The organism is Acinetobacter sp. P8-3-8, assembly GCF_000214135.1.
Taxonomy (GTDB): Bacteria; Pseudomonadota; Gammaproteobacteria; order Pseudomonadales; family Moraxellaceae; genus Acinetobacter.
Genome location: NZ_AFIE01000005.1, coordinates 95,590 through 118,526 on the forward strand (window position 1 = coordinate 95,590; position 22,937 = coordinate 118,526).

Below are 22,937 nucleotides of genomic sequence, written 5' to 3' on the forward strand. Positions count from 1 at the left end.
GGTTTCTGATTCAATAATTATCGTGATTATCGCAAACGAAACGATTTTAAATAGCAACAATACATTGTTTGGCAATCATTCCTATTTTTTGATCATTGATTTCTAAGTTGTCCCATTTCTGCATTTGATGAATCATCCATTCAAAGTCTGAAGCTTTTGGACGAACATCTTGTGGGACAAGATTTTGAATAATATTTTGAATTTTATGGAAAGATTGCACATGAATAAATTTAGAACAATTAAATCGAATAATATTATATTCAATTAACATGTCCCAAACATCATCAATAGATTCAAGTGTTTGTAGTTCATTTTGTGCTTTTATAATGGCTTGGCACAGCGCATTTAAGGTCTTTGGATGTTGTGCTGCCCATTCTTGGGTAACAGCAAAAACTTTATTGGCAACTTGAGGTGCAAACTGTTGACCAGAACAGACTGTTGTACTCAAACCTTCAAGTTCTGCTTGGATATTCCACGGCTCACCTACACAAAAGCCATCAATCAATTGTTTGGAAATTGCTTCAACCATATAGGGTGGAGGTAGGGTTAAAAGTTTAAGTTTATATTCAGTATGTGAATCAGCCAAAGCAAGCCATTCTTTTAAACAATAATGGTGAATTGAATGCTGAAAAACATGGGCTAGACGAATATTTTGATGTTGATGAATCGCATAGGCCACTTTATTTGCTGAACTTTCAGGAGCATCATCCGCTGTAATATTAAGTTCAAAGCATAATTTCTGACTGAGGCTAATTGCAGTTGGACTGTTACTTAAAATTAAAGGAGTTTGAAATGGAATACCCAATTGATCTGCACCCAAAGTCGCAGCAGGGAGCATAGCAGACAAACAGTGAGCAGCATCTAAAAATCCAAAAGCCAGACGATCACGTAAACTTGCCCAAGATGCTTCTTTGATTAGCGTTACATTTAAACCGAGGTCTGCAAAATAGCCTTGATGCTTTGCCCAAAGAATCGCAATACAGTCAAGTAAAGGAACATAGCCTAATCGAATGTCAGTTTTTTCTAAATTCGACATATTATTGCTCCTTAATTTGTGATTGTAATAACAGTTGTGCATCCAATAAACGACGTGCCATTTCACCAATGGTCATACGGTGGCTCATGGCATTTTTACGTAACAGGGCGAAAGCTTGTTCTTCATTGATATGATGTAATTGCATCAGTAAAACTTTTGCTTTTTCAATGTCTTTACGATCAGCCAATTTACTTTTAGTATCTTGTAGATCATTCAATAATTTCTTGTGTTTTTTATATTGTTCAATCGCGATTTCCAAAATACTGTCTAATTTTGCAGGCTGTATTCCATCGACTATATAAGCGGTAATTCCCGCTTCAATGGCACTCTTAATCGTTTCTTTATGGCTATTTTTAGTAAATAACACGGTCGGTAGATCAAATTGACTGACACAACTTTCAATAATGTCACGTTGTGGATGATCCATGTCTAATAAAATAACGTCGGCTTGAATTTGTTGTAGATAAAATAAATCGAGTTGATCAGTCATCAAACACGCGACCACATCAAATTGATGCTCGATTAAAGTGAGTTTAACGAACTCTGCACGATCAAAATCATCATCGATTAAAGCTATTTTTAGTTTTGACATGATGCTTCAGGAAAAGCCTGCATATAATTGCACATTATAAAGCAATAAAGATGCCAAGCCTTATATAACAATAGATTGGGGGGGGTGGCAAGTTTTAGTATGTGTTTAAATTTAAAATGCACTTAAATGTGGCAAAATGCGCCCATTCATCGCATGAGTGAATTTGCTATTGAGGATGATCTAAAAATAAATTGTTGGTCTAAAAATTATCAATATTCAAAATAAAATAATTTTATGTATTAAAAACAATATCTTGATTTGTTGATTAAAATGTTGGCACGCAGATTGCTTAATTCACCTTGAGTCAAAGACGACTCTAATAAAATTTGTAAGACGGCCAACGACGTCCGTTCTGATCGACTCTGGTGTGCAGCAATCCGCATAGCAGATAACTTAATACGTTCAGTTCCGGTAGGAGATGGCCATGTCTTCAAATTTAGATGCTAAAAAAGCAACAAAAATAAGTCTTTTCAGTTTCAGCAGCGCAGCGATGAGAGCCTTCCACATGAGTTGGCTCGCCTTTTTTGTCTGCTTCTTTGCTTGGTTTGCTTGTGCACCACTCATGCCAGTGATTGCTGGTGAATTCCATCTAACCAAAGATCAAATTGCCAATATCAATATTGCAGCAGTGGCGATCACGATTCTAGTGCGTTTAGTCGTCGGCCCTTTATGCGATAAATACGGCCCACGTAAAACCTATACCGCATTGTTGGTTCTCGGCAGTATCCCAGTATTTGGCGTAGCGTCTGCCAACAGTTATGAATCCTTTCTTTTCTTCCGTTTGCTGATTGGTGCAATTGGCGCAAGTTTTGTGATTACGCAATACCACACCAGTATTATGTTTGCGCCAAACGTTGTAGGTACTGCAAATGCAGCTACAGCAGGTTGGGGGAACGCAGGTGGTGGCGCAACACAAGTGCTTATGCCTTTGATGTTGGGTGCTTTGGTGATGTTCGGTGTTGAACAAGCGATGGGTTGGAGAATTGCACTGATTGTTCCGGGTGTATTGATGCTGATCGTGGGTTTGATGTACTGGAAATTTACTCAAGACTGTCCACAAGGTGATTTTAAAGAACTTCGTGCGCAAGGTGTCAGTGTTGGAAGTGATAAAAAAGGTGGTGTTGCAATCTTGATGCATGCTGCAAAAAACTACCGAGTTTGGATTTTATTTGGCGCTTATGCGGCATGTTTCGGAATCGAAATCTTCATTCATAACATTGTCGCGATGTACTACGTAGACCATTTTAAATTTGGTTTAAAAGAAGCGGGTATGGCTGCGGGGATCTTTGGTTTACTGGCGCTATTCGCTCGTGCACTAGGTGGCATTGTTTCAGACAAAGTGGCAACTCAAAAAGGTTTGGATGGTCGTACTAAAGTTTTATTCGCCATGATTTTGATGGAAGGTTTATTCCTGATCGTATTCTCACAAATGAATACAGCAGTCCTTGCCATCCTTGCAATGACAGTATTTGCCTTATTCACTCACATGGCATGTGGTGCAACTTATGCACTGGTTCCATTCATTGACCGTGATGCGCTAGGTGGTGTTGCAGGCATCATTGGTGCAGGTGGGAACGTGGGAGCAGTTGCCGCAGGATTCTTATTGAAAGGCATGTTGGATATTCAAACAACATTGATGGTTTTAGGTGGTTTGGTTGTCATTGCCGCAAGTTGTGTGTTGATGATTCGCTTCTCAGTTGAACATAAAGAGAAAGAACAAAAGTTGTTTGAGGCTGCCGTGCTTGAACGTAACAGTATGGAACAAAATGCTTCAGCAAGTGCGAAGCAAAGTATTTAAGCCAAAGAATAACGAAAAGAATTGAGGAGGAATGACATGAAATTAGTAATGATTGGTCACGGTATGGTTGGACACAAATTCATTGAATCTGTGTTGGAAAATGCAGGCGATGAAATTGAAATTACCATTTTGGCTGAAGAACCACGTTTGGCGTATGACCGCGTACATTTAACAGAATATTTTACAGGTAAATCAGCAAAAGATTTGACACTCTGCCGAGCAGACTTTGCTGATGCACATGGTATTGATCTTCGTTTAAATACGAAAGCAACAGAGATTGATACGGTAAATAAACTGATTACTACAAATCATGGCGATGTAATCAGTTATGACAAATTAGTCCTTGCAACTGGTTCATATGCTTTCGTTCCTCCTATTCCGGGTAATGATCGTCAGAATTGCTTTGTTTACCGCACGATAGAAGACTTAGATGCAATCCGTGCTGCAAGTTTGAATGCCAAAAAAGGCGTGGTCATCGGCGGTGGATTATTAGGCTTAGAGGCAGCAAAAGCACTTCGTGATTTAGATTTAGAAACCCATGTGGTTGAATTTGCACCACGCTTAATGGCAGTCCAAATTGATGATTTAGGCGGTAAGGTTTTACGCTCAAAAATCGAAAATTTAGGTGTGAAAGTCCATACTCAAAAAGCAACTTCATCAATTGAAGATGGTGTACATACTACACATGTGATGAAGTTTGGTGATGGTTCTGAACTTGAAACAGATATCGTTTTATTCTCGGCAGGCATTCGTCCACGTGATGAATTGGCTCGTCAAAGCGGACTAGCCATAGGTGAGCGTGGCGGTATTGTCATCAATGATTATTGTCAAACCTCTGATGTTGATATTTATGCCATTGGCGAATGTGCATTATGGAATAACAAAATCTATGGTTTAGTTGCACCGGGCTATGATATGGCACGTATTGCAGCGAAACATGTGATGGAGCAAAGCTGTAATGAGTTTGCTGGTGCAGATATGAGCACCAAATTGAAATTGATGGGTGTTGATGTTGCATCTGTGGGCGATGCTCATGCCATGACACCAAACTCGCTCAGTTATTTTTATGCAGATGAAGATACGATGGTCTATAAAAAGATCGTCGTCAATGCAGAAAAAAATAAGTTATTGGGTGCAGTGCTCGTTGGTTGTGCCAAAGAATATAACGACTTATTACAAATGATGCTGAATGGGTTAGAAATTCCAGAAAATCCTGAAAGTTTAATCATGCCAGGTTATGCACAATCATCGAGTAAATCAGGTGGAAGCGGTGTAGATCTGCTACCTGATAGTGCAACGATTTGTTCATGTAATAACGTATCTAAAGCGGATATTTGTAGTGCGATTGCAGAGGGTTCAACCTCTTTGGGTGCATTGAAAAAATGTACCAAAGCAGCGACAGCATGTGGTGGATGTGCACCATTAGTGACCCAAGTTTTAAAATCTGAATTACAACGTCAAGGTGTCACGGTTAATAATCATATCTGTGAACACTTTGCATATTCACGCCAAGAGTTGTATCACTTGGTCCGTGTTAATGAAATTAAAAGCTTTGACGATCTAATTCAACAACATGGTCATGGTTTAGGCTGCGATATTTGTAAACCGACGGTCGCAAATATTTTAGCGTCTTGTTGGAATGATTTCGTTTTAAAACCAAGTCATGCAGGACTACAAGACAGCAATGACTACTATCTGGGCAACATTCAAAAAGATGGTTCTTATTCTGTTGTGCCTCGTATGGCAGGTGGTGAAGTGACCCCTGATGGTTTGATTGCGGTCGGTCAAATTGCCAAAGAATATGGTTTGTATACCAAATTAACAGGTGGACAACGTGTCGATATGTTCGGTGCACAAATTCATCAACTCCCTGAAATTTGGGAAAAACTCATCGCTGCTGGTTTTGAGTCAGGACATGCTTACGGTAAATCACTACGTACTGTGAAATCGTGTGTGGGCAGTACATGGTGTCGTTATGGTGTAGACGACTCTGTTGGCTTAGCCATTTTCCTTGAAAATCGTTACAAGGGTTTACGTTCACCACATAAATTAAAAATGGCAGTTTCAGGTTGTACCCGTGAATGTGCCGAAGCGCAAAGTAAAGATGTGGGTGTGATTGCGACTGAAAAGGGTTGGAATTTATATGTCTGTGGTAATGGCGGAATGAAACCACGTCATGCTGAATTATTGGCTTCAGATTTAGATACGCAAACTTTAATTAAGTACATCGATCGTTTCTTTATGTTCTATATCCAAACGGCAGATCGTTTACAACGTACGTCGGTATGGCGTGACAACATGGAAGGTGGTTTGGACTATCTTAAAGATGTGATTGTTCACGATTCTCTTGGTGTCGCAGCAGAACTTGAACATCGTATGAGTCATGTGGTGGGTACATATCAAGATGAATGGCGCACGGCAGTTGAAGATCCAGAAGTGCGTAAACGCTTCGTTACCTTTATCAATGCGAAAGCTGAACAACAGAAAGATCCGCATATTCAATTTGCAGAAGTCCGTGGGCAAATTCGCCCGAAAACTGAAGCAGAACGTGATAGTAGCCGTATTCCTGTAGTTGAAGCTTAACAAATTAGGTATGCAAACTTTTCATTCTCTAATTCTCTTTGTTTTCTCCCTGAGCTTTGGTTTTAATCAATGTTTTAAAACCAAAGTGGAAGAGAAAATGTAGGTCAGATAAAAAGTTTAAAGGATAAAGATGATGACAATTTTAAAAGATATGAATGAGTTAGATTGGTTAGATATTTGTGCATTGGATGATATTACACCTAACACAGGTGTTGGGGCATTGCTCAACGATCAGCAAATTGCAATTTTTAGGGTAGGCAGTGAAAAGCGTGTTTATGCTTTGAGCAACCAAGATCCATTCAGCAAAGCTTATGTCATGTCACGTGGCATTATTGGTGATTTACAAGGCGAGCGAGTTGTTGCATCACCGATTTACAAACAGCATTTTAGTTTGGCAACAGGACGCTGTTTAGAAGATAAAGATCAAAAACTTTTAGTCTTTCCAAGCAAAATTGATAATGGTCGTGTCTTGATTAGCCCAACACCGCAAAAAACTTATATTACCAATAACGGTACTTCACAAGAAAAAATGAAGCTGGTTCTGATTGGAAATGGCTTGGCTGGTATGCGTTGTTTGGAAGACTTATTGGATATGGCGCCAGATCGTTATGAAGTAACCGTGATTGGTGAAGAACCATGGGGGAACTATAACCGTATCATGTTGTCACCAGTATTGTCGGGTGATAAAACCATCGATGACATTATGTTGCATCCACATGCATGGTATAGCGATAAAAATATTCGTTTTATCGCAGGTGATCCTGCGGTGCGTATAGATCGTCCACGTAAGCATGTATATACCGAAAAGGGTCTGATGGTCGATTATGATCGTTTGATCTTAGCAACGGGTTCAAAACCGTTTATTCCATCTGTAAAAGGCTCAGATTTAGACGGCGTATTGAGTTTCCGTGATATTTACGACGTCAACACCATGCTTGATTATTCTAAATCTAAAAAAAATGCGGTGGTGATTGGTGGAGGATTATTAGGTTTAGAAGCGGCGTATGGTTTAAAACAGCGTGGTATGAATGTAACTGTTTTGCATTTAATGGATCGCATTATGGAGCGTCAGTTAGACCATAAAGCCAGCCAAATGTTACGTCATAGTATTGAGCAAAAAGGGATTTCGATTATCACTGAAGCCAATACTGAAGAGTTGATTGGTGTAGATGGTCATGTGAGCCAAGTTAGACTGAAAGATGGCACTGTTTTAGATGCAGATTTAGTGATTTTTGCTGTAGGTATTCGTCCAAATATGGCTTTGGCACAAAGCGCAGGCTTACGTTGTAATCGTGGTGTATTGGTGAATGACACCATGCAAACTTATGACCCAAGTATTTATGCTGTTGGTGAATGTATTGAACATCGTAATCAAACTTTTGGATTGGTTGAGCCTTTATGGGGGCAAGCATTTATTTGTGCATCGCATTTGGCTGAACATGGCAGTTTAACCTTTAAAGCACCTACAGTTCCGACACAATTAAAAGTCAGTGGTTGTGATGTGTTCTCAGCAGGTCGGATTGATTTAGAAAATAGTGAGCCTAAAGAAGATTTTGAGGACATTATTTTGAATGATGAAAAACGTCAAATTTATAAACGTATTATTATTCAAAAAGATAAAGTAGTCGGTGCTGTGCTATTTGGTGATACAGAAGATGGTGTTTGGTACGCAGAACTTATTTCTGATCAAACCCCAATTTCTTCGATCCGCAATAAATTGTTATTTGGTAAGGATTTTGCATTAAAGAAAGCAGGGTGAAGTAGTCTCCGTAATTCCTTTTTAAAAGAGTGGAATGTTCTAACCCTAAACAATTTAGGTATTGAAGTCCCTTCTCTTGCGCCATATATGGCTCAGGGAGAAGGTTAGGATGAGGGGGATTTTTAATATAAAACCTCCCTTACCCCCTCCTGAAAGGAGGGGAAATAAAAGCTTTATCAGGAGCGAAGCAGAAATGAATAGTATCCCTGTAATGGAACTGCATAGCTCCACAGAAAACATGATTAAAACCACACAAACCACATGCCCATATTGCGGTGTGGGTTGTGGCGTCACAGCAACCGTCCAAGAAACTGCTTTAGGGCAAAAAGTATCTGTATTAGGTGATTTAAATCATCCATCAAATTACGGCAAACTTTGCATCAAAGGCAGTAATTTAGCTGATACGATTGGCTTAGAAACACGTGTTTTACATCCGATGTTAGGACGCAATTCACATCAAGAAATCACCAATCGTGAAATCACCAGTTGGGATACAGCAACGGATCTCATTGCCAATAAATTTCAACATTATATCGACCAATATGGTCGAGACAGTATCGCCTTTTATGTTTCTGGGCAACTATTGACTGAAGATTATTATGTCGTCAATAAATTTGTAAAAGGCTACCTCGGTACAGCCAATATTGATACCAATTCAAGACTGTGTATGTCTTCAGCAGTGGCAGCACATAAACGTGCTTTTGGCGAAGACCTAGTTCCTGCAAGTTATGATGATTTTGAACATACGGATATGGTGGTTTTAGTTGGTTCAAATACAGCATGGTGCCATCCTGTTTTGTATCAACGCATCATGAAAGCCAAAGAACAACGTGATTTATTTGTGGTGGTGATTGATCCACGTTTTACAGCAACCTGTGAGGCAGCAGATTTACATCTACCGATTTTGATTGGACAGGATGTCAGACTATTCAATGGCTTATTACAATATTTACATCAAAATGGTCATGTTGATGCTGAATTTGTTGGAGCGCATACACAATGTTTAAGTGCTGCTTTAACGAGTGCAGAATCAGAAGCAGATATCAATGAAGTTGCAGTCAAAACTGGAATTTCATTGGAAAAATTACAACTCTTTTTTGAGAAATTTGCACAAACTAAAAAAGTTATGACATTGTTTTCCATGGGGGTGAATCAATCTTCTCGTGGGGTTGATAAAGCCAATAGCATTATCAATTGTCATTTATTAACTGGGAAAATTGGTTATTTAGGTGCTGCACCATTTTCGATGACAGGACAGCCCAATGCAATGGGTGGGCGTGAAGTTGGTGGGCTTGCCAATATGCTTGCTGCGCATATGGATTTAGATAATCCACAGCATCAACAATTGGTTCAACAGTTTTGGCAAAGCCCAACCATTGCCAAACAAGCAGGGTTAAAGGCAGTTGATCTTTTTGAAGCAGTTGAAAGCGGTCAAATTAAAGCAATTTGGATTATGGCGACCAATCCTGTAGTGAGTTTGCCTAATGCTGATCAAGTCAAACGTGCTTTGGATAAATGTGAGTTTGTGGTCGTTTCTGATATTTGCAAAGACACTGATACTACACAATATGCGGATGTATTATTGCCTGCATTAGGGTGGGGCGAAAAAGATGGTACAGTCACTAATTCAGAACGCCGTATTTCAAGACAACGTGCTTTTTTAGACATTCCAGAACAAGCCAAGGCAGATTGGTGGTCTGTTTCGCAAGTGGCTAAAAAGTTAGGCTTTCAAGGTTTTGATTTTGCAAATAGTCATGACATTTTCAAGGAACATGCGCAACTTTCTGCTTATCAAAATGTAACGAATCAAAATGCAACGACTTTATCAAGTTTAACTCCAGAAACAAATTTGGCTACGGAAATTTTTCGCTATTTCAATTTACAGGGTTTAACTGATCTTTCAAGTGAAGAATATCAGCAACTTGAGCCTGTGCAATGGCCTATTTTAAATCAAAATCAACCAGATGGCGAAGTTGCCCAATTATTTAAAACTGGTCGTTTCAGTCATGCCGATGGCAAAGCGAAATTTATAGCAACTCTAGCGATTGATCCTGTAAATCAAATAGATAGTGAATATCCACTTATTCTGAATACAGGACGGATTCGTGATCAATGGCATACCATGACTCGTACAGGATTATCTGCAAATCTAAGTACGCATAAGGCTGAACCTTATTGTGAAATTCACCCCAATGATGCGTTGAAATATGGAGTGAAAGAAGGGGATCTCGTTGAAATAAAATCGGCTTGGGGGCTATGTGTTTTGCGTACAGTCCTAAGTGATAATATTCGCCGTGGACAGATATTTGCGCCTATTCACTGGAATGATCAATTTGCTTCGGATGCACGTATAGGAAAAGTGGTGAATCCTGTTGTCGATGCGATTTCAGGAGAACCTGAATTTAAACATACCCCTGTGATGATTCAACCATTTTATACTCAATGGCAAGGTGTATTTTATGTACGTAAAGGCTTTGAACATATTGTCAATAAAACCATTGAAAATACGGTGTGGTGGACAAAAATTCAAACTGCAAAAGCAGTACGTTATGAATTGGCAGATCGAAGACGATTTACTGAAACGACAGCACAACTCAAAAGACTTTTACCTTTTGAAGATGAAAGTTTTGAGTGGCTTAATCTCGAAGATCAAACTGCACATATTAGCCATTGTGTAATTTTACAAGATGGTCAGTTGATTGCGAGTTTGTATATCGCACCAAAAGCGTTGCTGCCTGATCGTGATTGGGTTGCCAGCTTATTTAAACGTGAGCGTTTAAGTGCAATGCATCGTAAAGCTTTACTTGCAGGTCAAGCCATGTCGATGGGTGAGAGTGAAGGGCCATTGGTCTGTAGTTGTTTTAAAGTGGGTAAGAACCGAATTATTCAAACCATTAAAGAAAAGAATATTTCCAATGAAAAACAAGTCACGGCATGTTTAAAAGCAGGTGGGAATTGTGGTTCATGTTTACCTGAAATTCGAGGATTAATTAAGGCATATCAAACGGAAACACCTTAATTTCTACAATATGAAATGTAGTGAGTTTTTGTGTAGGATGTTGAAAAACGTTAAGCAAGTAAACCTGTGGCTTACTTGCTTATTAATTTTGCTTAGCTATCAATTTAGCTACTCATAATGCTTTATGGAACAAGTAGCATATTTGCAGAATCTGCACCAATTGAAACAATAACACCAATCATGAAGAATCCGCAGAAGATTGAAAACCAAACAATCATACGCTTGAAATCTTTGTCTGAAATTGAGCTATCAGCATATTTTTGAGGTTTTTTTGGGCTTTGATCGTTATTCATCACATCATTCTCTGAATGCTTATCTTGAAGCCATTATGTGATGTAGACCGGTTGTTCGGTAGATACAAAACTTAAGAAAAAAAATATAACAGATGTGCTTAAAATATTTTATCTGTTATAAAAATAGAAATTCTTTTAAAGTAATGTCAGTTCGGGATAAATTTTGATGTAAGTTATTGAAAAGATAGATCAGGCACAGCGGAGTCTTACCGTTTAAAAGTCAAATGCAATGATTAACCTTCGGTTCGACCTACTTTTCTTTCGGGAAAAGTAGGCAAAACCATTTGTCAGTCGCCAACTCGACAGACACTATCAAGTACCTAATATATCGCAAAAACAGTATATTACAGATGTAGTCCTGCCTCGAACAATGCGACTGACGTTTCCGCGTATCAGATAGTTGGAAACATATCTTCTCTCGAACTCAGGTTAAAGTAAATTATTGGTCATTTTTAAAGTTATATTTGCTTTTTCACGTCATTATCATCAGTTCAAATCTAAGTTATTCAATTTCTTTAAGATATAGGGTGATATGTTGTTGTAATTCATCAATAAGTAATTCCAGTGCAGTTTGAATTCGAGTATTGATTTCAAATGAACAGTTGATACGAATATGGTTTTTATTTTGTGTGGTTGCATTGAATAAAATATTCGGTGCAACACTGATATTTTTTTCTAAAAGTCGCTGATAAATCAAGGTACTGTCCAAATATTCAGGAAGTTCAATCCATAGAAAATACCCCGAAGGGTAATATTCAACACTGCATTGTGGTGGTAAATGGCTATTCAAAAAACTGAAATATTGTTTTTTCAATCTTTGCAGGGTTGAACGAAGTGTTTTGAGATGTTTTTCATAATGACGATGTGATAAATATTCAACCAAAGCATTCTGAATAAATGAGTTAACTGACAGCGTGCTCATCAGTTGAATATGTTGAATATGTTCTGAATATTTTCCAGCATAGACCCAGCCTACACGGAAGCCTGCACCTAAAGTTTTTGAAAAAGATGAACAATGTAAAACAAGGTTTTGTTGATCAAAATACTTCATTGATAAGGGTTTTTTATTGCCATAATACAGTTCTTCATAAACATCATCCTCAATGAGGTGAATTTGATGTTGATGTAAAATTTTTGCCAATTTTAATTTAATCTCATCACTTACAGTAAAACCAATCGGGTTTTGACTATTTAACATCATCAAACAGACTTTAATTGGATATTTAAGAATTGCCTGTTCAAATGCTTCTAAATCAATGCCATCCACAGGATGTTCAGGAATGGTGATCACTTTTAAACCTAAGCGTTCAGCTGCTTGCCATGCACCGTAAAATAAGGTCTGTTGCAATAAAATATAGTCCCCAGATTGTGTGACAGCTTGCAGTGACAAATTCAGTGCATCTAAACCGCCTGAAGTAATCACAATATCTGAAGGATCGGTCGGAATGCCTTGCATGGCATACCGTTGAGCAATGATTTTCCTTAACTCATAGTTTCCTGGGGGTAAACTTGGCGTTTGCTCATAACTGCGTCTTTGTTTGGCAAGTTGTCCTAGTGTCTGAATTAGTTTTGCAGAATAAAGCAGTTGGCTGTTAGGGAATGCTGACCCTAAAGGGATAATATGTTCGGATTGAATAGATTTTAAATATTTGAATACAATCGAGTTAATTTCAATTTTGTGACTCACAGCAACATGTTTTTCTATGAGCGACTCTTGGTTTTCAGCCACAAAATAGCCTGATTTTTCTTTAGAATAAATCAAGCCTTGCGCTTCCAGCTCCTGATATGCATTCATTACAGTGATTAAACTAAAACCAGATTGTTCGACTTGCTGTCTTAAAGAAGGAAGTTTTTCATGCGCCTTCCATGTTTTATTTTCAATGAGTTGTTTTAGATGTAGCGCAAGTTGTTCAGATTTGTACATAGAAGGCTACTCAAAATTAGAATTAAAATTCAGTTTTATTCATTGAACAGAACGTTGAAGATCTCGTGAGAAAATATAACAGATATAGGATTAGACAATAAATCTGTTATATATATTTTTTCTGTTTTTGTTGCTATATCTTCAAGCCTTTACACACCACAATGATATGTATCAGTTGAGTGCTATGCGTGTACGCAAATAAAATTCTTAATTGTGAATGTACTTATTATCCAAGTGCTTACTATAAAGAATAGGCTTAAAACTCGTAGATCTCTCTCAATTCATGCATATCTAGCAAGGTGAAGAAATGTTTATTACAACACAATTAAAAACGCTTTCCGAGTTTGTGGATGAGAAGACTTTATCTGCGAAAACACAGAATATTTTAGAATTATATTATTTAAATTTAGAAGCGACATTGCTTAGAGCAAAAGTGCTGCGAGAATTTTCAAAGACTCAGTCATATTCAATCATTCAAAGCAAAATACTGCCTGAACAAGCCAGTTTGGCGTATTTATTTGCACCTTTTATTTTATCAAATTTAAATAAAACAGTAATTTATACGACAGCGACCTCTCCGACAGTGATGAATGTCTTAAACCATTATTATCGGGCAGATCAACAGTATTCATCTGAGCAAAAGCAAAATTTAAACCCGAATAAAGTTTTAGATGCTTTAAATATCTTTTTAGACATTCAAAATTTAGCGTTGAGTGACTCAGATTTTATTTATTTCAATCTGATTAAAGCACTCTGTCGAGCAGACGTTTCAACGATTTTTCTAATAACAGATTTAAAGTTAGACCATCACAAAGTTTTAGAAATCGAATCTTTTTTTAATGTGAGAATTATTCAAATCAAGACTTTTGCAGAACAATATATTCCAGACAGTTCGACACTCAACATCAATCATTTATTGTTTAAAAATAAAAATGCGCTTTATAGTGATTTATGTAGTCAATTTTCTCAGATTAATGCGCAACTTTTACAACATTGTGATCAATATAATTTTGATCAAGCCAAACATTTGATCGAGGATATGTTTTATTCAGAGCATATTGTTGAAAAACTTTCTGTTTATTCTGAATATATGCAAACGTGTTTGCAGCATGAGAAAGCACTGTTCGTTTGAGCGCATTTTGTGGCACTGATGGATCAAAGGTGATTCAAAATGGTTCATTTATGATCTGCAATAAAACTTACTTGGCTGAGCTTTAGCGGTCTAATTCTTTTGTTTATAAGTGTTTAGGTAGGTTGGCATAACTTCTGCATTATCAAATTCAAACTTGGATACAAGATTGGATACAGTAATGCAAAAAATCAATACAACTGGATGGAGCATTTTAGATTGGAAAAATGCATACCTAAGCCAAACGATAACTTTAGATAATATTTATACACTCGTTCAGAGTCTTAATCCAACTGACCCTGCATGGATCTCTATTGCAACGACTGAAATACTCGACCAACAAATTCAAATTTTAAAACAAAAGCGTGTGCAGGGCCTTGAGTTGCCTTTATTTGGTGTGCCAGTTGCGGTCAAAGACAACATTGATGTTGCAGGTTTTGCAACCACTGCCGCATGTAAATCGCTTTTAGGCGTGAAGCAAAAAGATGCATTTGTGATTGATTTGTTGAAAAATGCAGGCGCAATCATTGTTGGCAAAACCAATTTAGATCAATTTGCTACAGGTCTAGTGGGAACACGTTCTCCGTATGGCGCTGTGCCGAATACGTTTAATTCAGATTATGTCAGCGGTGGTTCGAGCTCAGGTTCTGCAAGTGTGGTTACACGTGGTTTAGTTCCGATTTCTTTGGGTACAGATACAGCAGGTTCTGGGCGAGTTCCTGCTGCATTTAATAATATTGTCGGCTTAAAACCGACCAAAGGGCGTTTTTCTAATACAGGTTTATTGCCTGCCTGTAAAAGCCTAGATTGCATTTCAATTTTTGCACTAACAGTAAAAGATGCTGAATTTACTGCAAATATTCTTGAACACTATGATGAACAAGATAGCTATTCACGTAAAAATCCAAGTCTTGCACCAGCTCGATTCTCAACGCAGCTCAAATTTGCAATTCCTGATCAGCTTGAATTTTTTGGCGATCAACAATCTGAAGCAGCATTTAAACAGGCTTTAACACAACTTGAGTCAATGAATGCCAAGATTACTCGTATTGATTTTTCTGCATTCACAACATTGGCTGCACAGCTTTACCAAGGTGCATGGGTTGCAGAGCGAACGGCTGCTGTTGGAAATTTATTAGCGACACATCCAGATGCTTTTGATCCAACGGTTTCTACAATCATTCAAAAAGGTTTTGAATATTCAGCGATAGATGCTTATCAAGCTGAGTATTTAAAGCAAGATTTGGCACGGCAGATTCAATCACAATTAGAATCATTCGATGCCTTAATTGTCCCATCTTCGCCAACAATTCATACACTTGTAGAAATGGCAGAAGCACCGATTGAAAATAATTCACACTTTGGAACATATACCAATTTTACCAATTTGGCGGATTTAAGCGCATTGGCCGTTCCAGCGTGTTTTAGAGCAGATGGCTTGCCTTTTGGAATCACCTTCATTGCACCTGCTTGGCATGATGCTGCTTTGGCGCATTTTGGCAAAGCATGGCAACAACAGTTGGGTTTGCCTTTAGGCGCATTGGATCAAGCACTGCAATTACAAAAATTTCAAAGCTTGCAAAACTTACAAAATACGCCTGCGCCATTATCAACCCAATATATTCGTGTTGCTGTCGTTGGCGCACATCTCACAGGTATGCCACTCAATTTTCAACTGACAACACGCAATGCTGTACATATCGAAACCACAGCGACTTCAGACAAATATGCACTTTATGCATTGAATGGCACAGTTCCGCCTAAACCCGGATTAGCTCGTAAAGATGATGCTTCGGGGAAAAAGATCATTGTTGAATTATGGGATGTTCCAAAAGCACGTTTTGGCGAATTTGTTGCTGAGATTCCAACACCTTTGGGCATGGGCAATGTCGAATTAGAAGACGGGCGATGGGTGAAAGGCTTTATTTGTGAACCATATGGTTTGAATGATGCCAAAGACATCAGTGCTTTCGGAGGATGGCGTGCTTATATCCAATCGCTCAATCAACCTGTGACTGAAAAAAACACCTAATTAAATTTAAACCCAGCAAAAAATCAAGAACGATAAATTTAGGGGAAATTCAATGTTTAAAACTGTATTAATTGCAAACCGTGGTGAAATTGCTGTTCGTGCTATTCGTACTTTAAAAAAGCTCGGCATTACCAGTGTTGCTGTTTATTCTGAAACTGACCGTTATGCACAACATGTGCAAGATGCAGATATCGCAATATCTTTGGGTGGCGTGAAACCTGCGGATACGTATTTAAGTATCGAAAAATTAATTCAAGCGGCTAAAGATTCGGGCGCAGAAGCTATTTTCCCAGGTTATGGTTTTCTTTCTGAAAGTGCTGATTTTTCTCGTGCATGTGAGCAGAATCAAATTGCATTTATGGGGCCAACAGCAGAACAGATTTTAGAATTTGGTTTGAAACACCGTGCTCGTGAATTGGCTGCACTCGCTCATGTACCGATGACACCCGGAACTGGATTACTGAATAGTTTAGATGAGGCTTTACAAGCGGCTGAAAATATTGGCTACCCAATCATGTTAAAAAGTACCGCAGGCGGTGGTGGTATTGGTTTAACACGTTGTGATGATGCGGATGCACTCAAAGAAGCATACGAAAGTGTAAAGCGTTTAGGGGAACAATTCTTTAAAGATGCAGGCGTTTTTTTAGAAAGATTTGTTGATAAAGCACGGCATGTCGAAGTGCAAATTTTTGGTGATGGCAAAGGTCAAGTGGTTGCATTCGGTGAACGTGATTGTTCATTACAACGCCGTAATCAAAAGGTCGTAGAAGAAACACCTGCTGCTCATTTACCAGAACAGACACGTCAAAAACTACACCAAGCTGCTATTCAACTTGGGCAATCGGTAAAATACCGCAGTGCAGGCACGGTAGAGTTTATCTATGATGCAGCACGTGATGAATTCTATTTCTTGGAAGTGAATACACGATTACAAGTTGAACACCCTGTGACTGAAATGGTGACAGGTTTAGATCTGATCGAATGCATGTTAAAAGTTGCTGCGGGTGATGCATTAGACTGGGAAAAATTGGGAAATATCCAACCGCAAGGTGCAGCGATTGAAGTTCGGATTTATGCAGAAGATCCAGCGAAAAACTTTCAACCTAGTCCAGGTGTACTCACAGACGTTTTCTTTCCTGAAGATATTCGAGTCGATACATGGGTTTCTACGGGTACTGAAGTTTCACAATATTTCGATCCCATGATTGCCAAAATTATTGTTCATGCAGAAAACCGTGAAGCTGCGATTGCTAAGTTAAAACGAGCACTTGCAGAAACACGCTTGAGTGGAATCAGTACCAATTTAGACTACGCATTGAGTGTGGTTGAAGATGAGCGTTTTGCAAACATGCAAATTTGGACACGGATGCTCGATGATTTTAGCTATGTTCCAAATGTCATCGAAGTCATACAGGCAGGCACACAAAGTTCAATTCAAGATTATCCGGGACGTGTTGGATATTGGAATATTGGCGTACCGCCTTCAGGCCCAATGGATGATTATGCATTCCAATTGGCAAATAAAATTGTAGGAAATGATACTGCAGCGGCAGGCTTTGAATTCACTTTACAAGGACCAGTTTTAAAATTTCATACTGAAAATATTGTGGCATTGACTGGTGCACCTTGTCAGGCAAGTGTAGAGGGTGTGGAGGTTGATTTTTGGAAACCTATTTATATTCAAGCTGGACAAACTTTAAAATTAGGACAAGTTGAATCAGGGTGTCGTACCTATTTAGCAGTTCGAAATGGATTAAATGTTCCTGAATATTTAGGTAGCCGTTCTACTTTTGCATTGGGGAATTTCGGTGGGCATGCGGGGCGCACCTTACGTGCAGGTGATATGATCAAAATGGTGAATGTAGATTTGCCAACAGAGCATTTACCATTGGCAATAGCTGAACCACTAGCGTTGACTGAAGATTTAATTCCTCATTATCCAAAAAATTGGAAAATTGGAGTTTTATACGGACCACATGGCGCTCCAGATTTCTTTAAACCTGAATATCTTGAAGAATTTTTTGCATCATCATGGACAGTACATTTTAATTCAAATCGTCTAGGTGTACGTTTGAGCGGTCCAACGCCAAGTTGGGCACGTGAAAATGGAGGGGAAGCAGGCTTGCATCCTTCAAATGTGCATGATTGCGAATATGCGATTGGAGCGATTAATTTTACAGGTGATTTTCCTGTGATTTTAGCCAAAGATGGCCCAAGTTTAGGGGGCTTTGTTTGTCCTGTAACCATTGCCAAAGCAGAGCTATGGAAAGTAGGGCAATTAAAGGCAGATGATACGATCAGTTTCTTCCCACTTAATGTTGAGCAAGCAAATCATTTAGAACTACAACAAATTGATCGAATTGAAAATTTTGCTACAGCACCAAAATTACCAAATCTTGAAATTGAAGAAGCTCAATATGAGAGCATTCTAGCAGTACGAGAAGCGACCACACTTGCACCAAAAGCGATTTATCGTCAGGCAGGGGACAGCTATATCTTGTTGGAATATGGCGAAAATATTTTAGATCTTGCGCTACGGTTACGTGTGCATCGTTTAATACAAATGATTGAAGAGGCACAAATTGAGGCAATTTTAGAATTATCTCCCGGAGTACGTTCGCTTCAAATTAAATATGATGGTTTAAAATTTTCTCAACAGGATTTGCTTGCATTCCTATTCAGTCTTGAAGAACGTATGGGAGATTTGAGTCAAATTAAAGTTGCTTCACGTATTATTCATTTACCGATGGCATTTGAAGATTCAGCCACATTAGGTGCAGTTGAGCGGTATCAAGAAAGTGTTTGTGCAAAAGCGCCGTGGTTACCGAACAATGTTGATTTTATCCAACGAATTAATGGCTTACAAAGTCGTGAACAAGTTAAAGAGATTATTTTTGATGCACATTATCTTATATTAGGACTGGGGGACGTCTATTTAACAGCACCTTGTGCCGTGCCGATTGATCCTCGCCATCGTTTACTCAGTTCAAAATATAATCCCGCACGGACTTTTACAGCAGAAGGGACTGTAGGTATCGGTGGAATGTATATGTGTATTTATGGAATGGATTCTCCCGGTGGTTACCAGCTCATTGGTCGAACTGTGCCAATTTGGAATAAATTTAAGAAAAATAAACAGTTTGGAGATCAACAATGGTTCTTGAGGTTCTTTGATCAAATCAAATATTATCCAGTATCAGAAGTTGAGTTAGATCAATTTCGAGCTGACTTTGCCAATGGTGTAGCAGAAATTAAAATTGAAGAAACAGAGTTTGATTTCGCTGCTTATACGCAATTTTTAGAGAATGAAAAAGATAGCATTGCGACATTTAAAGCGCAGCAACAACAAGCCTTTACGACAGAAGTAGAACGTTGGAAAGATGAGTTTGATGTACCTGTTGAAATTGAAATGTGTGTGGACAATACTGACTATAGTGATTACTTGCCTTTAAATGCCTCAATGACAGGGAATATTTGGAAGATTTTTGTCGAAACAGGTCAGACTGTTAAAAAAGGCGAAACCATTGCCATTATTGAAGCAATGAAAATGGAGTTGCCTGTATACGCTGATGATGATGGTATAGTCAAAGCGATTATTTGTCGTGCAGGTCAAACTGTATATCGTGGTGAGCCATTAGTTTACATGGAGTAATGAATGACAACACGCTCGAATAAAAGCTCAGATAGTTTATCTGAGCTGGTTTTCCAAAATATTAAAAATGATATTTTTGATTTTAAATTGATGCCTGGAGAGCGTTTTACCGAGTCTGAAATTGCGCAAGCTTATCAAGTGAGTCGTACACCGATACGCCAAGCTTTGTATCGGTTACAACAAGATGGTTATGTTGAAGTTCATTTTCGTAGTGGATGGCAAGTCCGTCCACTGGATTTTAAAGCCTATGAAGAACTATATGACGTGCGGATTTTATTGGAAAAGTACGCCATTCAACAATTATGCAGTATAGATATTTCTGAATCCTCAATTATGACGATGTTGAGAGAGCAGTGGTGTGTTGAGCCTGAGCAGTATTTATATGATCTAAAGCAATTGGCGCAATTGGATGAGGCGTTTCATTGTAACTTGGTCAAAGCACTCGGTAATATGGAAATGGCAAAAATTCACCAAGATATTAGTGAAAAAATTAGAATTATCCGCCGTTTAGATTTTTCTAAAGATTTCAGGATTGAAGCAACTTATGCAGAACATCAACGAATCTTAGCGTGTATTTTTCGAAAAGATAGCCAAGCAGCTTGTAGCGAAATTGAGCAACATATTTCAAAAAGTCGTGATGAAGTCAAACGTATAACTTTGGAAATGATTGCCTCGCATAGTGTGGTTCGTTGAGTTTTTTATCTTAGATGCTTAGTTTGATCTTAGGCTTTCATGGGGTATTAGTCAGTAGATTAACTTGGCATTTTTTGCATAAGTAGGGCAAAGTTAAGATATGCAATAAGGATTTCCAGTACAGTACATCGATGTTTTTATTTTCAATATTAGGAGATTACCATATAATTTAAAGAGATTTACTTCCTAAGTCACTAATTTAAAAATGTTTATTTTCTAAAGCCTTAATCAAAATAGGTAACTTCTTCTTTTTCAACCTCTGTTTTCGATAAGTCCGAATTAATATACTTAAACATCCTTATTTTTAATATTTGGCATGCGACTTTCTTTTTCAAAATACTGTGATTGTTCATGCTAGGTATCGCATATATTTTTATTTAAGCTAAATTTTTTTAACAGTAAAAATTAAGCTTAAATAAATGATTTTTAAAATTTATATTTAAGTTTTATAAGTTGATAATAAAATACTGGTTTCACTATTATAAATTCCTGCAATATTTCGAATTCGTTCAAGCGCTTTATCAAAGTTTTCAAGACTGTCAGATTGTAGTTCCACTAAAAGATCCCACTTTCCATTGGTGGTATGCAACCGCTCAACCGCCGACTCTAAACGCAACTCACGAATGACAGCCTGTGCTTTAGTCCCTTCAACCATAATATTCATCCAAGCTCGAATAATATTCTTTTCAGCATTTGGACGGAAACGCACGGTATAACCCGTAATCACACCAGTAGACTCCATATACTCAATGCGTTTTTGCACAGTCGCTCGAGAGACACGTGTTTTTGCAGCCAAATCTGTAATCGAAATTCGAGCATTATCTTTGAGTAGTCCTAAGATAATATGATCAATATTGTTCATTTTGATATTTACCATTAGCAAATTGATAAAAATTAACTCATTTTAATCACTATAACAAATTTTGTGAATCAATTTGATTCTTAATAATAATGAGTATTCGAAGTCCCAGTATCTCAAGTTCAATCAAATGAAAAGATCTATATTGACGAAGGACGATGAGATGAACAGAAACCTTAAAAAAGGGATCTGAAGATAACAGGGACAATTGGTTAATTAAGGAATACATGATGTCTTTATCATATACGGCTCAAAACAGTGCGTGGCAAACTTATCTTACTCAAATTGATCGAGTAACCCCTTATTTAGATGCGGATCTCAGCAATTTTGTAAACACGCTGAAACGTCCAAAACGTACCCTCATTGTAGATGTTCCAATCGTGATGGATGACGGAACGATCCGTCATTTTGAAGGCTATCGTGTACAACACAACTTATCACGTGGGCCGGGTAAAGGTGGTATTCGTTATCATCAAGACGTTGAATTAAATGAAGTTATGGCGTTGTCTGCATGGATGACCATTAAAACTGCTGTTCTTAACCTTCCATTCGGTGGTGCTAAAGGCGGCGTTCGAGTAAACCCTAAAGAACTTTCAACACGTGAATTAGAGCGTTTAACACGTCGTTTTACCAGTGAAATCAGTTCAATTATTGGCCCTCAAATTGATATCCCTGCACCAGATGTGGGTACAAATGCCAATATTATGGGCTGGATGATGGATACCTATTCAAGTATCAAAGGTCATACAGTTACAGGTGTCGTGACAGGTAAGCCAGTACATTTAGGTGGTTCACTTGGACGTGTCCGTGCGACAGGTCGTGGCGTATTTGTTACAGGTTTAGAAGTTGCTAAAAGAATTAACTTACCTATTGCTGGCAGCAAAATTGCAGTTCAAGGCTTCGGTAATGTGGGTAATGAAGCAGCATATTTATTTACGCATGCTCAAGCAATCGTTGTTTGTGTACAAGACCACACAGGCACAATTTTTAATGCCGAAGGTTTAAACGTTAAAGCACTACAAAAACATGTCACAGAGCATGGCGGTGTGATGGGCTATCCAGATGCAACTGTCATTGATGATGAAGCATTCTGGGATGTCGATATGGATATCCTGATTCCTGCTGCATTAGAAGGTCAGATTACTGTTGAACGTGCTCAAAGACTCAAAGCGAAAATCGTGCTTGAAGGTGCGAATGGTCCAACTTATCCAGAAGCGGATGACGTATTTGTAGGTCGTAACATTGTTGTTGTTCCAGACGTGATCTGTAACGCAGGCGGTGTAACCGTGAGTTATTTTGAATGGGTTCAAGATATGGCGAGTTACTTCTGGAGCGAAGACGAAATTAACGAACGTCTTGATAAATTGATGATCCAAGCGATGGGTGATGTTTGGAATACAGCAGAAGTGAAAAATTGTAGCTTGCGTACAGCAGCATACATTCTTGCTTGTGAACGTATTTTAAAAGCACGTAAAGAACGCGGTATTTTCCCAGGATAATTGGTCCTAAATCGCTTAAACCTAAAAACTAGGGTGAGTTGGATATCCAATAAGCCCTAACAATACAAT

At 38.3% G+C, this 22,937-nt stretch carries 14 protein-coding genes; 9 read left to right on the forward strand and 5 right to left on the reverse strand.

All coding sequences use genetic code 11. The features are described from left to right. Window positions 1-46: 46 nt before the first annotated feature. The gene (locus GGG_RS0104200) at window positions 47-1,036 is read right to left on the reverse strand and encodes a CmpA/NrtA family ABC transporter substrate-binding protein (protein ID WP_010112542.1); all 990 of its coding nucleotides are present in this window, start codon (window positions 1,034-1,036) and stop codon (window positions 47-49) included. 1 nt (window position 1,037) lies between these two features. Then, window positions 1,038-1,628, reverse strand: coding sequence for an ANTAR domain-containing response regulator (locus GGG_RS0104205; protein WP_010112544.1), 591 nt, complete (start codon window positions 1,626-1,628; stop codon window positions 1,038-1,040). Between the two features lie 418 nt (window positions 1,629-2,046). Between GGG_RS0104205 and GGG_RS0104210 the strand changes: the two genes are divergently transcribed. From GGG_RS0104210 to GGG_RS0104225, 4 genes are all read left to right on the forward strand, one after another. Further along, a complete protein-coding gene (locus GGG_RS0104210; RefSeq protein ID WP_171057650.1) occupies window positions 2,047-3,426 on the forward strand; it encodes an MFS transporter in 1,380 nt (459 codons plus the stop codon). Window positions 3,427-3,462: 36 nt separating this feature from the next. Beyond that, a complete protein-coding gene (gene nirB, locus GGG_RS0104215; protein ID WP_010112547.1) occupies window positions 3,463-6,009 on the forward strand; it encodes a nitrite reductase large subunit NirB in 2,547 nt (848 codons plus the stop codon). A gap of 133 nt (window positions 6,010-6,142) precedes the next feature. Further along, on the forward strand, window positions 6,143-7,768 hold the full coding sequence (gene nirD / locus GGG_RS0104220; RefSeq protein WP_010112548.1) for a nitrite reductase small subunit NirD: 1,626 nt from the start codon (window positions 6,143-6,145) through the stop codon (window positions 7,766-7,768). Window positions 7,769-7,961: 193 nt separating this feature from the next. After that, complete coding sequence (locus tag GGG_RS0104225) at window positions 7,962-10,787, forward strand: nitrate reductase (RefSeq protein WP_010112549.1); 2,826 nt, start codon at window positions 7,962-7,964, stop codon at window positions 10,785-10,787. Between the two features lie 122 nt (window positions 10,788-10,909). On the opposite strand, the gene GGG_RS21150 is transcribed toward GGG_RS0104225, so the two are convergent. Then, entirely contained in the window at window positions 10,910-11,080 is a 171-nt protein-coding gene (locus tag GGG_RS21150) for a hypothetical protein (protein WP_171057651.1), read from the reverse strand. 502 nt (window positions 11,081-11,582) lie between these two features. Next, on the reverse strand, window positions 11,583-13,004 hold the full coding sequence (locus tag GGG_RS0104235) for a PLP-dependent aminotransferase family protein (RefSeq protein WP_010112550.1): 1,422 nt from the start codon (window positions 13,002-13,004) through the stop codon (window positions 11,583-11,585). 307 nt (window positions 13,005-13,311) lie between these two features. Between GGG_RS0104235 and GGG_RS0104240 the strand changes: the two genes are divergently transcribed. The 4 genes from GGG_RS0104240 (at window position 13,312) to GGG_RS0104255 (ending at window position 20,510) form a co-directional block, all read left to right on the forward strand. Then, entirely contained in the window at window positions 13,312-14,136 is an 825-nt protein-coding gene (locus GGG_RS0104240; RefSeq protein ID WP_010112552.1) for a hypothetical protein, read from the forward strand. 178 nt (window positions 14,137-14,314) lie between these two features. After that, complete coding sequence (atzF, locus tag GGG_RS0104245) at window positions 14,315-16,165, forward strand: allophanate hydrolase (RefSeq protein ID WP_010112554.1); 1,851 nt, start codon at window positions 14,315-14,317, stop codon at window positions 16,163-16,165. Window positions 16,166-16,217: 52 nt separating this feature from the next. Continuing rightward, window positions 16,218-19,817 carry an urea carboxylase gene (uca, locus tag GGG_RS0104250; protein WP_010112556.1) on the forward strand — a complete coding sequence of 1,200 codons (3,600 nt, stop codon included), beginning with the start codon at window positions 16,218-16,220 and terminating at the stop codon, window positions 19,815-19,817. A 3-nt stretch (window positions 19,818-19,820) separates the two neighbouring features. Then, on the forward strand, window positions 19,821-20,510 hold the full coding sequence (locus GGG_RS0104255; RefSeq protein ID WP_010112558.1) for a GntR family transcriptional regulator: 690 nt from the start codon (window positions 19,821-19,823) through the stop codon (window positions 20,508-20,510). A gap of 439 nt (window positions 20,511-20,949) precedes the next feature. Here GGG_RS0104255 and GGG_RS0104260 read toward each other — a convergent pair whose 3' ends face one another. Then, on the reverse strand, window positions 20,950-21,372 hold the full coding sequence (locus GGG_RS0104260; protein ID WP_010112560.1) for an Lrp/AsnC family transcriptional regulator: 423 nt from the start codon (window positions 21,370-21,372) through the stop codon (window positions 20,950-20,952). Window positions 21,373-21,596: 224 nt separating this feature from the next. Here GGG_RS0104260 and GGG_RS0104265 point away from each other — a divergent pair, with 224 nt between their 5' ends. Next, on the forward strand, window positions 21,597-22,868 hold the full coding sequence (locus GGG_RS0104265; RefSeq protein ID WP_029574440.1) for a Glu/Leu/Phe/Val dehydrogenase: 1,272 nt from the start codon (window positions 21,597-21,599) through the stop codon (window positions 22,866-22,868). The last annotated feature ends 69 nt before the right edge of the window (window positions 22,869-22,937 follow it).

What these genes read in the sequence shown, in the direction of transcription:
- GGG_RS0104200 (WP_010112542.1), bottom strand. Translation starts at nt 1,036, where the DNA reads ATGTCGAATTTAGAAAAAACTGACATTCGATTAGGCTATGTTCCTTTA.
- GGG_RS0104205 (WP_010112544.1), bottom strand. Translation starts at nt 1,628, where the DNA reads ATGTCAAAACTAAAAATAGCTTTAATCGATGATGATTTTGATCGTGCA.
- GGG_RS0104210 (WP_171057650.1), top strand. Translation starts at nt 2,047, where the DNA reads ATGGCCATGTCTTCAAATTTAGATGCTAAAAAAGCAACAAAAATAAGT.
- nirB (WP_010112547.1), top strand. Translation starts at nt 3,463, where the DNA reads ATGAAATTAGTAATGATTGGTCACGGTATGGTTGGACACAAATTCATT.
- nirD (WP_010112548.1), top strand. Translation starts at nt 6,143, where the DNA reads ATGACAATTTTAAAAGATATGAATGAGTTAGATTGGTTAGATATTTGT.
- GGG_RS0104225 (WP_010112549.1), top strand. Translation starts at nt 7,962, where the DNA reads ATGAATAGTATCCCTGTAATGGAACTGCATAGCTCCACAGAAAACATG.
- GGG_RS21150 (WP_171057651.1), bottom strand. Translation starts at nt 11,080, where the DNA reads ATGAATAACGATCAAAGCCCAAAAAAACCTCAAAAATATGCTGATAGC.
- GGG_RS0104235 (WP_010112550.1), bottom strand. Translation starts at nt 13,004, where the DNA reads ATGTACAAATCTGAACAACTTGCGCTACATCTAAAACAACTCATTGAA.
- GGG_RS0104240 (WP_010112552.1), top strand. Translation starts at nt 13,312, where the DNA reads ATGTTTATTACAACACAATTAAAAACGCTTTCCGAGTTTGTGGATGAG.
- atzF (WP_010112554.1), top strand. Translation starts at nt 14,315, where the DNA reads ATGCAAAAAATCAATACAACTGGATGGAGCATTTTAGATTGGAAAAAT.
- uca (WP_010112556.1), top strand. Translation starts at nt 16,218, where the DNA reads ATGTTTAAAACTGTATTAATTGCAAACCGTGGTGAAATTGCTGTTCGT.
- GGG_RS0104255 (WP_010112558.1), top strand. Translation starts at nt 19,821, where the DNA reads ATGACAACACGCTCGAATAAAAGCTCAGATAGTTTATCTGAGCTGGTT.
- GGG_RS0104260 (WP_010112560.1), bottom strand. Translation starts at nt 21,372, where the DNA reads ATGAACAATATTGATCATATTATCTTAGGACTACTCAAAGATAATGCT.
- GGG_RS0104265 (WP_029574440.1), top strand. Translation starts at nt 21,597, where the DNA reads ATGATGTCTTTATCATATACGGCTCAAAACAGTGCGTGGCAAACTTAT.